The organism is Micromonospora qiuiae (assembly GCF_016863555.1).
Taxonomy (GTDB): Bacteria; Actinomycetota; Actinomycetes; order Mycobacteriales; family Micromonosporaceae; genus Micromonospora; species Micromonospora qiuiae.
This window is the reverse complement of the sequence record NZ_BOPC01000021.1, coordinates 50,011-62,756: the sequence shown is the minus strand read 5'-3', so window position 1 is coordinate 62,756 and position 12,746 is coordinate 50,011. Positions and strand designations below refer to the sequence as shown.

Below are 12,746 nucleotides of genomic sequence, written 5' to 3'. Positions count from 1 at the left end.
GCACCGATGAGCGACCTGAGGCGTCCACGCCTGCGACTTCGTGGTGGGACGGGGACGTTGTTCATGCTTCCTCCTCATGACGGCTGGCCGGTGGCCAGCAGTGCGCTACGAACCGGCGGTCTCGGTGGCCGGGCGGCCACCATCGACTGTCGACGTCGTACCGGGTGGTGGTCTGCCGGTCGTCCTGCACCGTGACCGGCGGAGTAGGTAGCGACAATCGACGATCATCCAGATGTGTCGATGGCCAACAGTATTGGCTCGACGTCGCCAACCAGTCAACAACTTCCGGAAATACTGTGGAAACAAGAGCCTGACCAGCCACCCCGGCCACCCGCATCACGGCTGGTCAACACGGCAGCCGAGCGAGGCGTCGAGATGACCTTCGAAGAGATCGCCGGATGGGCGCTGAGGATCGAGGCCGTCCAACGCCGAAAGTTCCAGACGCCTTCCGGACGGCCACCCGGACGAGACGGCCACCCGGACGAGGAACCGCCGGCGCCGGTGGTGGATTGCCGGGCAGGACGCGGCCAGCTCCGACGCCACTGCCCTGACGGTCTGCCAGGCGTACGGCAGCGACTCCCGTAAGCAGGCCACGAACGCCTCGTCTGCCACGGGCCCGGATTCGGCGGCGGGGAATGTCCGGCCGGCGTGTCGACTCGCCGGGCGGCCCGCGAGCCGGACGGGAAGCCGTGCCGGCTGCGTCCCGCGCTGATCCGTGCCATGGCCGTCAGGTGCCGGATCGTGGCGGACTAGCATCCTGCCGTGTCGATTGCGACCGGGCCCGGTGCCCGCCGAGGCCTGCTCGACGTGCTCCTCGGCGCCGCCGACCGCTCCCCCGACCAGGTCATCGTGCACGTCCGGGAGGACGGCACCGAGCGTACGGTCAGCTTCCGGCAGCTACGTGACGAGTCGCTGCGGATCGCTGGCGGTTACCGTGCCGCCGGGCTGGCACCGGGCACGCCCGCGCTCCTGCTCGCCGACGCCGGGGACGATTTCCAACCCATGTTCTGGGGAGCCCTCGCCGCCGGGCTGGTGCCGGTGCCGTTGCCGCCCGAGCCGCACCGGGTGCGCGCGGTGCGGGACCTGCTTCCCGACGCGGTGGTCGTGACCGACGACGCCACCGCCGCGATAGCCGACGGGCTGCCCGCCCCGGTGCTGCGACTGGCCGCGCTGCGCGCCGGAACCGCGCCGGAGGATTTGCCGACGCCGGCCGGGGACGACCTCGCCTTCCTCCAGTTCTCCTCGGGCAGCACCGGCGCACCGCGTGGCGTGGAACTGACGCATGACAACGTGCTGGCCAATCTGGAGCAATCCGGTATGGCCAGCGGTGCCCGCCCGGACGACGTCCTGGTCACCTGGATGCCGTACTTCCACGACATGGGGCTGATCGGCACCCATCTGACGCCGCTCGCCGTCGGCCTCAAGCAGGTATGCATCGGCCCGCTGGCATTCGCCAAACGTCCCGCGCTGTGGTTCACCACCGCCCACCGGCACCGTGCCACCCTGCTGTCGGCGGCGAACTTCGCGCTGGCCCTGGCGGTGCGCCGGGTGCCGGCCGAGACCCTCGCCGGACTCGACCTGAGTTCGGTGCGGTGTGTGGTGGTGGGGGCCGAGCCGATCTCGGCCGCGGTGTGGCGGTCCTTTCTGGCACACACCCGCCCGGCCCGGCTCGACCCGGCCGCGCTGCGACCGGTGTACGGGCTCGCCGAGGCGACCCTCGCGGTGACCTTCCCGCCGCCCGGGGAGGTGGCCGCCCCGGTGGTGCTGGACCGGGCCGAGTTGAGCCGGGGCCGAGCGGTGCCGACCGACCCCGGCGCGCACGCGGTCGAGGTGATGGATCTCGGCCACCCGGTGAGCGGCTGCGCGGTGCGTGTCGTCGACGACCACGGCCGGCCGCTGCCCGACCGGCGCGTCGGCCAGATCGAGGTGAGCGGCCCGAACGTGGCGCGGGGCTACCACCGGGCGCCGCAGGCCAGCCGGGAAACCTTCGTGGCCGGCTGGCTGCGTACCGGCGACCTGGGTTTTCTGCGCGACGGGCGGCTCTGCGTCACCGGCCGGGCCAAGGACGTGGTCTTCGTCAACGGCCGGACCTTCCACGCCGCGGACCTGGAGGCGGTGGCCGTTGCCACCCCCGGCCTGCCGGGCGACCTGGCGGCGGTGGTCGGCACGACCGACCCGGTCTCCGGTGGGGAGCGGATCATGGTGTTCGTGCCGTGGGCCCGCCCGCCCGCCGACGCGGCCGGGGTGCTCGCCGCGGTCCGAGGGCGGGTGGCCGAGGCCTGCGGCCACGACGAGGTCCGGGCGCTGCCCTTGCCGCCCGGCGCGTTCGCCCGGACCACCAGCGGAAAGCTACGCCGGCGCCGGATGCGCGAGCGGTACCTGGCCGGTGACTTCGCCGACCGGGAGCAGCGCTGGTGCGCACCAGCCGAGGGCACTCCGCCCGGCCGTGTCCCGCAGGACCGTGCTGCCGTGTCCCTCCCCCGGCCGCCCGCCGCCGGGCGATCCCGGCGGGAACTCGAAGAGGTGGTCCGCGAGGTCTGGGCCCGGGTGCTGGAGCGGCCTCCGGCCACCATCGGCCCCGACGACCGTTTCCTGGCCATCGGCGGGTCGTCGCTGAAGGCGATGGAGGTGCTGGCCGGGCTGGAGGACGCCCTGGGCACCCCGTTGCACCCGGCGGACCTGCGGGACTGCCCCACCGTCGCGGCGCTCGCCGACCGGCTGGCCGCCGGGCCGGTCGCCGGCCGAGGGACCGCGTCGAAGTCCCCGACCGGACCGCCGCCGGCCCGGACGACGAGCGACGGTGACCGCGCCGACGCTGCGACCGGCGTGGCGGTGATCGGGATGGCCTGCCGGTTCCCCGGTGCGGGCACCCCTGAGGAGTTCTGGCAACGGCTGGTCGACGGCGTCGATGCCGTCGCTCCGGTCCCCGCCCACCGCTGGATCCCGTCGGGCAACGGTCCACGCTGGGGCTCCTTCCTGGACGATCCGATGCTCTTCGACGCCGGGTTCTTCGGTCTCACCGAGCAGGAGGCGCGGCTCACCGACCCGCACGCCCGGCTCTTTCTGGAGATCGGGTACGAGGCCCTGGAACGCGCCGGGTACGCCGGACCCCGCCGGTACGGCCACCGGATCGGTGTCTTCGCCGCCGTCGGCGAGAGCGGCTACCCCGAACTGCTGGCGGCCAACGGAACAGCGGAGTTGGTCGGCGGGACAGCGCCGGTCAGCGGGGCGGCGATGCTGGTCGGGAATCTGCGGAACCTGATCCCGGCCCGGCTGGCGCAGGCGCTGGACCTGACCGGGCCGGCGGTGGCGGTGGACACGGCGTGCTCGTCGGCGCTGGTCGCGCTGCACCTGGCCGCCCGCAGCCTGGCCGCCGGGGAGTGTGACGTGGCGGTGGTCGGCGGGGTGAATCTCAACCTGACCGAGACCGGATACCGGCTGCTCGACGCCGCCGAGACGCTCTCCCCCACCGGGCGGTGCCGCGCCTTCGACGCCGCCGCCGACGGACTCGTCCCCGGCGAGGGCGGCGCCGCGCTGGTGCTCCGCCGCGTCGACGACGCGCACACCGACGGGGATCCGGTCCTCGCGCTGGTCGCCGGTACCGCCGTCGGCAACGACGGACGCTCGTTGAGCCTGCTCGCGCCGAACCCGCACCGGCAGTGGGAAGTGATCGCGCGGGCGTACCAGGACGCGGGAGTCGACCCGGCGCAGGTGTCGTACGTGGAGGCGCATGGCACCGGCACCGAACTCGGTGACCCGGTGGAGGTCCGGTCGCTGGCCGCGGCGTACCCACCGCCGGCCGACGGGGTGCCGCGCGCTCTGGGCTCGGTCAAGACCAACGTCGGTCACCTGCTCAACTCGGCCGGACTGCCCGCGCTGGTCAAGGTGGTGCTGGCGCTGCGGCACCGGTACCTGCCGGCCTCCCTGCACCACGCCCGGCCCTCCGGCCGCTTCGACCTCGCCCGAGCCGGCTTCGCGGTGGTCACCGAGGGACGGTCGTGGACCGCGTCCGGCCCGCTGTTCGCCGGGATCAACGGATTCGGCTTCGGGGGGACGAACGCGCACGCGGTCCTGCGGGAGGCCCCGGAAGCCGACCGGCCCGCCACCGGCCCGGACGAGTCCGGTTGTTGCCTGGCCACACTCAGCGCGCACTCGGCGGCCGCGCTGCGCCGGGCGGCGCGGGAACTCGCCACGCACCTGCGCGCCCACCCGGAACTCACCGAGGCCGATGTCTGCGCCAGCGCGGGTACCGCGCGCGACGATGCCCCGTACCGGCTGGCCGTGGTCGCCGACGGGGACCTGGCCGACCGGCTCGACGCCGCCGCCGACGCCCTCGGCGAAGCGCCGGTCGGACCGCGCCCCCGGACCGTGTTCGTCTTCCCGGACGACGGCGCGGCGCTGCCGGCGGCGGCCGTACGCGACCTGCACGACCGGTTGCCGGCCTTCCGGGAACTGCTCGGCGGTGCCGCCGCCGCGCCGGTGGCGGGACGTCCGCTGCTGGCCTGGTGTCTGACCGGCTCGGCACCCGACCGGGTCGCGGGAGCGGTGGCGGTCGCGGTCGGCATCGCCCTCGCCGGCCAGTTGGCCGCATGGGGGGTACGGCCGGACACCACGCTCGGGTACGGCGTCGGTGCGCTGGCGGCGGCCGCCGCTCGCGGCGAGTTGGACCCCGCCGAGGCGGTCCGACTCGCCGGGACGGACACACGATCGGCCCCGCCGCCGTGGCGCGCGGCGCTGCGCCGGTTGCGCGACGACGGGTACGACACCGTCATCGACCTGGGTACGGGAGAGCGGCTCGGTGCCGCGCTGGAGGTCGGCGACGACGATCCGGTCCGGGTGCTGTCGATGCTGGACCTCACGGATCAGCCGCCGGGCGCGGCGACCGGGACGCTGCTGGCAGCGGTGGGCCGGCTGTGGGCCCTCGGTGGGCCGCTGGACCGCGCCGCCCTCTACGCCGGCCGGCGGCGGGTGCCCGTGCCGACGTACCCGTTCCAGCGGCGGTCGTACCCGCCGTCGCCACGGATCGCCGTGCCGCTGCACCGGGTCGCCTGGCGGGACGCGCCGGTGGGTGCCGGTGACCTGCCGGCCCGGGTGCGGCTGCGCGGTCCCGGTGTCGGTGGTGACCTCGCCGCCCGGCTCGCCGCCACGCTCACCGCACGCGGCGTCACGGTCCAGGTCATGCCCGAGCCGGCCGACGACCTCGCACCGCCGGAGGCGACCGTGCTGCTGGCCGGGCCCGCGGTCGACCCACCGGACGTGGCGGCCCTCGATGCCGCCGTGGCCGGGCAGGTACGCGTGGTGCGTGCCCTGCTCGACGAGCCGGACGGGCGGGTCGGGCGGCTGCTGGTGCTCACCGAGGACGTGCAGGTGACCGGGGCCCGGGAGCGACCCCGGCCGGTGCAGGCGGTGCTGACCGGACTGTGCTGGGCGCTGGCCGACGAGCGCCCCGATCTGAGTGCCCGAGTGATCGACCTGTCCGCTGTGGACGATGTGACGCTCCGGGTGGAGGCCGTGTGCCGGGAGTTGTCCGACCTGCGCCGCGACGACGCCGCCCCGGCAGACAGCACCGACGGGCCCGCGGTAGCCGGGGTGGCCTGGCGAGCCGGGCGGCGGCTCGCGCGGCACCTGGTGCCGGCACCGGGCCCCGTCGACCGGTCCGGCGGATCGGAGAGCGCATTCCCCGACGGCGTACACGTGATCATCGGGGGTGGCGGTGGGATCGGTGCCGGGTTGGCCCGTACCCTCGCCCGCCGGGGGCGCCCCACCCTGCTGCTGGCCGGACGGTCAGACCAGGCCCCGGAGGGCCTGCTGCACGAGTTGACCGAGGCGGGTGCCAGCGCGACGTACCACCGCTGTGACGTGACCGTGCCGGGCGACATCGATGCGCTGCTCGCCGGGGTGTCCCGGGTGGACGTCGTCTGGCACGCCGCCGGGACGGTACGGGTCGGCACCCTGGCCGCGAAGTCCGTGCCGGACATCCTGGACGTGCTGGCGCCCAAGGTACGCGGCAGCCACCTGTTGGCGCGGGCGCTGCACCAACACGGTCACGAGCGGGCGGCGCTGGTCAGCTTCTCCTCGGTCAGCGCGGTGCTGCCGGGCCTGGCCGGGGCGCTCGGCGACTACGCGGCCGGCAACGCGTTCCTCGACGCCTTCGCCGCCGCGCAGCGGGCTGCCGGTCGCCCTTTCCAGGCGGTCAGTTTCGCCGCGGTCACCGATACCGGCATGGCGGCCCGAAGCGGCACCGGCCGGGGCTCCGGCGCCCTGACCGTCGACGCCGCACTGCGGGCTCTCCTGGCCGCCCGCGCTGTCGACGCCGCCCACCTGCTCGTCGCCGACCGGTCCCCCGATCCGCCGGCGAGCATCCGCCCAGCCGCCGTTCCGAGCGCCGGCCCGGCCAGCGGGCAGCCGGCACCGGGTGGGTTGGGCGTGGACGACCTGGCCCGGCTGCTGCGCCGGCTGCTCGCCGAGCCGCTGCACCGCCCGAGCGAGGAGATCGCCGACGACGTCTCGTTCCTCACCCTCGGGCTGGACTCGTTGGCCGCCGTGGACCTGGTCAAACGTCTGGAGGACGAACTCGGCCGGCAACTGCCGGTCACCCTGTTCTTCGAGCACACCACCGTCGCCGCGCTGGCCGCCCACCTGGCGGCGGCCGGCACCGTGGGGGCACCGCCGGCTGGCGTGTCCGCGTCGCCGGATCCGCCCCCGGCCCCGATGGCCCAGGCGGTGCCGGCACCACCGGCAGCGGCGGTGCCGGTTGCCGACGGGGAGCCGTTCCCGCTGACCCCGGTGCAACGGGCGTGGTACGTCAACGAACGGCTGCACCCCACCGTGGCCAGCTACGCCTTCGTCCGGCAGACCGTCACCGGGCCGCTCGACACCGACCTGCTCGGTCGGGCCCTGGCCGGCCTCGCCTCCCACCATCCGATGCTGCGGGTCCGCTTCGTTCCCGGCACCGCCGCCGACCCTCCGCGCCAACTGGTCCTGCCGCCGTCCGCCGCCGCGATTCCCTACGAGGTGCGCCCGCTCACCGGCCCGCTCGCCGAACTGGAGGAAACACTCTGCAACACCCCGGTGGACCTGACCCGGCAACCGCCGTTGCGGGCGGTGCTCGCTCCGGAGCGCCCCGACCGTGCCCACCTGCTGCTGGCTCTGCACCACGCGGCCGGAGACGGGTTCAGCCTCAACCTGCTCAGCGAACAACTCTGGGCCGACTACACCGCGCTGGCCCGGGGCCGCACCCCTGGAGCACCGCCCTCCTGCCCCGGCTTCGCCGAATACGCCCTCGGCGTCGTCCCGCCCAGCGAGGCGGACCTGACGTACTGGCGCCGGCTCCTCGACGATCCGGGATGGATGCTTCGGCTGCCGTACGACGGCGACCCGGCGGGCCTGCCCGCGCCGCCGTCCGTGACGCACCTGGACGAGCTGGACGACGCGCTGGTCGCGCGGTTGCGCGAGCGGGCCGCCGAGGCCGGCGTCTCCCTGTTTCATCTGCTGCTCGCCGGCTACCTTCGGTGCCTGGCCAGGTGGAGCGGGCAGCGGCGGGTGCCGGTGAGTGTGGCGCGGGCCGGCCGCGAGGCCCGGCTACCCGGCATCGAGCGGATCGTCGGCCCGTTCGCCGACACCCTGCCGCTGTTGGTCGAGGTGAATCCGGACGAGCCCGCCGCGCGGCTCGCCGACCGGCTCCGGCGGTCCTGGGCCGCCGCCCAACGGCACGGATCGGTGTCCAGCCTCGACCTGGCCCGAATGCTGCGGGCGAGCGGCGACGGCCCGCGTACCGCCAGCCCGGCCGGGTTCAGCTTCGCCCGGTTCCCGGTCACCGCCGACCCGGACCGCCCGGTGACGGTCGTCCCGGCGGCGGCCGGTTCCGGTTCCGCGGCCACCGGGCTCAGTCTGCTGTGGTGGGAGTCGGGCACGACGCTGCGGCTGTCCTGGAACTTCCCGCTGCGACTGTTCCGGCGCGAGACGGTGGCCCGGCTCGCCGCCGAACACCATCGTGAACTGGTCGACGTCGCCGCCGCGCGGCAACGCGGGCACGGCGCCGCCGCGCGGCCACGGCACGGACACCGCGATCCGGTCGGGGCCGAGGTGGATGGCGGGGATGTCAGCGCGCGGATCCGGGCGGTCTGCCGGCGTACGCCGGACGCGGCGGCCGTGTCCGACGGCGACCGGACGCTGACCTACCGGGACCTGGACCGGGCTGCCGGCCGGGTGGCGGCGCTGCTCGTGGCCCACGGGGTACGCCCCGGTCAGCACGTCGGGATGCTCACCGCGCCCGGCGTTGAGGCGGTCATCGCGGTGGTCGGGATCCTGCGCGCCGGGGCCGCCTGGGTGCCGCTGGACGCCGCCCATCCTGCGGCCCGCCTCGACGAGCAGTTGCGCCGCGCCGGGGCCGGGGTGGTGCTGCACGACGACGACTGCGCGGTCGCCGTGGCCCGGCTCTGCGGCACGGCCCGGCCGATCCGGCTCGGGGCGGACGCCCACGATGTCCCCGGCGAGGCGCTGGCCGCCACGCCGGACGACACCGCGTACGTGATTTTCACGTCGGGATCGACGGGACGGCCGAAGGGGGTGCCGATCACCCACCGGTCGATGGTCAACTACCTCGACTGGGCGATCGACACGTTCGGCTACCGGCCCGGCGACCGGCTGGCCCAGACCTCGTCGACCTGCTTCGACGCCTCGGTCCGGCAGATCCTGGCGCCGTTGCTGGTCGGCGCCACCGTGGTCACCTTCCCCTGGTCGGTGCTGCGTGACCCGCAGGCGCTGTTGTCCAGGATCGAACGGGACCGGCTCACCGTGTGGAGTTCGGTACCCACCCTGTGGGAGCGGGTCCTGCGGGCCGCCGAGCAACGGGCGGTGCGCGACGGCGTACCGCCGGACCTCAGTGCCCTGCGCTGGGTGCACGTCGGCGGGGAAGAGTTGTCGCCGGTGCCGGTACGCCGCTGGTTCGATCTGTTCGGCGACGGTTGCCGGATCACCAATCTGTACGGCCCCACCGAGGCGACGATCAACGCCACCTGGCACCTGATCGACCGCCGCCCGGACGACGCGGTGCGCCGGTTGCCGATCGGCCGGCCGGTCGGCGGTGCGCGGATCCGCGTCGTCGACACCGACGGGGCCCCCTGTCCGCCCGGCACCGCCGGGGAACTGCACCTCGGCGGCGTCGGCCTCACCCCGGGTTACCTGGGCGAGCCCGAGCTGACCGCCACGGTCTTCGTCCACCACGACGGCGAGCGGTACTACCGCAGTGGCGACCGGGTTCGGATCGCCCCGGACGGCAGCCTGGAGTTCCTCGGCCGCCTCGACGACCAGGTGAAGATCCACGGCTACCGGCTGGAGCCGGGCGAGATCGAGGCGGTGCTGCGTACCCACCCGGAGGTGGCCGCCGCGGTGGTGCTGCACCAGGCCGAGCCGCACCCACGACTGCACGCCTTCGTCGCGCCGGCACCGCAGACCGGGCCGACCGTGGCACAGCTGCGCGGGTTCCTCGCCGACCGACTGCCCGAGCAACTGGTGCCGGCCCGGATTCACCTGCTCGACAGCCTCCCGTTGACCCCCACCGGCAAGGTCGACCGGGACCGCCTCCGCTCGCACGCCGGCTTCCCACCGGCCGCCGCACCGACACCGCCGCCGCTGCCGACCGTCCCGGCCGAGCCGCCGCTGCCGACCGTCCTGGCCGCCGCAACCGAGGCCGGCACTGACGCTCATCCGGAGGGGCGCACCGAGACCGAGGCGAAGCTGGCGCGGATCTGGGGCGAGCTGCTCGACCTACCGGCGATCGCCCCCGACGACGACTTCTTCACCCTGGGCGGTGACTCCATCCTGGTGCTGGAGGTCTTCGCCCGCGCACAGGACCAGTTCGCCGCCACGCCGAGCCCGGCCGTCATCTACCAGCACCGCACCCTGCGCAAGCTCGCCGCCGCGATCGACGCCACCGCAGGCGCCGCAGGACCCACCAGCGACGCCGTGGGACGGGCCAGCGGCACGGCGATAACCCGCGATCCGGGCGGACCGTACCCGGTGACGGCCACCCAGCGCGGCTTCCTGCTCGCCGACGCCGTCGCACCGGGCGCTGGCACCGCGTGGCTGGGCCGACTGCGACTGCGCGGCCGGCTACGCCGCGAGGTCTTCCAGCGCGCCGTCGACCTGCTGGTGGCCCGACACCCGATGCTGCGTACGGTCTTCCCCGCCGGGGCCCGCCCCCCGGTCCAGCAGGAGCTGCCCACGTCGCTGCGGCTGCCGGTCGGCTACCAGACGGTCGCCGACCCCGCCGAGGTGGCCGCCCAGGTCGCCGAGGAACGCCGCCGGCCCTTCGAACCGTGGGCCTGGCCACTGCTGCGGCTGCGGCTGCTGGCGCTCGCCCCCGACGATCACATCCTGCTGGTGCACGCGCACCACCTGATCGGCGACGGCTACAGCGCCGCCCTGCTCGGCCAGGAACTGTCGGCGGTCTACCACCGGCTGCTGGCGGACCTCCCCGGCGAACTGCCCCCGCTGCGCACCCACTTCCGGGAGTACGTCGGGCTGCTGGCCCGCCGCGCCGCCGGTTCGCCCGAGCCGGGTGCCCACACGTGGTGGACCGGGCGCTTCGCCACGCCGTACCGCCCGCCGATGCTGCGCGCCCGCCGCACCGGGTCGGCCTCGGGCAGTGCATCGGAGCAGGTTCGCGGCTTCACCCTGGACGGTGCCGTGGTCAGCGGACTGCGCCGGCTGGCCGCCGATGCGGCGAGCACCCTGTACGCCCCGGTGCTGACCGCGTACCACCGGGCGGTGGCCCGCCTCACCGGCCAGGACGATCTGGTGATCGGCCTGGCGTTGACCGGTCGGGACCATCCGCTGCCGGACCTGCACCGGGTCTTCGGTCCCTGTGCGGCGATGGTGCCGCTGCGCCTGGGCGGATCGTCCGGCTTCGCCGAGCAGCTCGTCCGGGTCGCGGCCGAGGTCACCGCCGCTCGGCGGTACGACGATCCGCCATCGATCGCGGCGGCCGTGCCCACCGGGCCGGGCGGCACGCCCGCCGGGGCCCAGTTCTTCTTCAGCTTCCTGGACTTCGCCGCACTCGACGCGCCACCGACCGCGACGCCCGACGCGCCACCAGCCGCGATGCTCGACGCGCCACCGGCCGCGACGCTCGACGCCGACCGGCTCAGCCTCGACTGGGACGCCGAGAGCGAGTTGGCGCCGCCGCCGCTCGGCACCGACCTGTTCCTGACCGCACGGCCGGGACCGGACGGCCTCCGGGTGACCCTGCGCGGCTCCCCCGACGCGGTGAGCCCGATCGAGTTGGGCCGGCTCGTGGACTGGCTGCACGCCGACCTCACCACCGCAGCCACCGGCACCGCTGGCGCGATCTCCGACACCACGGACGCGGCGCGGCCGGAAGCGGTGGAGCTGGTCGTACCGGCGGCGACGGTCGGGCCGGGGCGACGGACCAGGTTGGATTCGGCCATCGTCGGTTACCTGCCGCCGCCGGCACAGCTCGCCGCGATCACCGGACTGCCCGCCGGAAGCCTGCCCCGGGCGTGGCTACGCGACCTGCTCTTTCCCGACGGCCGCCCACGGCTGCTGGAGGAGCTGAGCACCCCGCTGGGCGTCTCCGGCTTCGTCTGCCTGCCCCGGTTCGCCGACGAGCTGGCCGCCGCCGGGGACGCCCTCGCCAGCGAGGTCGGCGAGGCGGTCGACCTGGCCGCCCGGCTCGGCGCACGGTGTGTGTCGCTGGCCGGCATGATCCCGGCCCGCACCGGCTACGGTCTCGGCGTGCTGCGGCGTACCCGCAGCGGGGTCGCGGTCACCACCGGTCACGCGGTCACCGTCGTCTCCGTCGTCGCAACGGTGGAGGCCGCGGTGGCCGCCACCGGAAAGGGCCTGGCCGGCCGCGACCTCGCCGTGGTCGGTCTCGGCTCGATCGGGTTCTCCGCGCTGCGGCTGCTGCTGGCTCGGACGGAACTCCCACCCGCGCGGCTCGTGCTCTGCGACGTCCCGGCGGCCGCGTCCCGGCTGGCCGAGCACGCCGCGCGGCTGCGAGCGGAGGGCTTCGCCGGCAGCATCGAGGTGCGCCCGTCGGCACCCGGGATCGCCCCGGCCGGCTACACGGCGGAGGTGATCATCGCGGCGACCAGCGCCGCCACCGAACCGATCGAGGTCGACCGGCTGGCACCGGGCACCATCGTGGTGGACGACTCGTTCCCGCCGGCCGTGGAAACCGGACGAGCCCTGGCCCGCATGCGCCGCGACCGCGACATCCTGGTGGTCGGCGGTGGGCTGCTGCACGTCGGCGAGACCAGCCGCGACATACCAGGAGACCTGCCGCCGGTGCCGGTGGACGGCAGCATTCTCGGGCTGCCCGGCACGATCGCCTCCTGCCGACTGGAGTCACTGCTGTGGACGGCCACTCCGGGCCTGCCGCTGGTGCACGGCCTGGTGGACGACTCGACCGTGACGGCGTACGCGCAGGCGCTCACCGGGGCCGGGATCACCGCCGCTCCCCTGCACCTGCTGCATCACCTGATCGAGCCGGACCTGAGATAGATCTCGTGGTGCGGACCCGCTCGCGGCGAGCCCATCGGTCGGGCGATGTCAACGGCCGTCACGACACGAGCCGGCTCACCTAACGGCCACCGACGGCTCGTCGTTTTCCGATAACTTCCGGAAGTTCTGGCCACAATGATCGGCTCGACATAGCATGCACGCGCTTGGATCAGCTCAGGGAAGCCCGCGTCAGCGGATTCCCACCTCCATCCAACCTG

General features: G+C 74.8%; 2 protein-coding genes and 1 pseudogene. 1 reads left to right on the top strand and 2 read right to left on the bottom strand.

Annotated elements, in window-relative coordinates:
• Positions 1-336: 336 nt before the first annotated feature.
• Together Vqi01_RS07955 and Vqi01_RS31550 are read right to left on the bottom strand one after the other, a co-directional pair.
• Positions 337-543 (bottom strand): hypothetical protein, encoded by a 207-nt coding sequence (locus Vqi01_RS07955; RefSeq protein ID WP_204033962.1) that lies wholly within the window; start codon positions 541-543, stop codon positions 337-339.
• Positions 520-630, bottom strand: a pseudogene (locus tag Vqi01_RS31550) (SCO5389 family protein); the annotation flags it as partial. The pseudogene Vqi01_RS31550 and the gene Vqi01_RS07955, both read right to left, overlap by 24 nt.
• A gap of 132 nt (positions 631-762) precedes the next feature.
• Between Vqi01_RS31550 and Vqi01_RS07950 the strand changes: the two are divergent.
• Positions 763-12,528: a non-ribosomal peptide synthetase gene (locus Vqi01_RS07950; RefSeq protein WP_204033960.1), complete on the top strand. Its 11,766-nt coding sequence runs from the start codon at positions 763-765 to the stop codon at positions 12,526-12,528.
• The last annotated feature ends 218 nt before the right edge of the window (positions 12,529-12,746 follow it).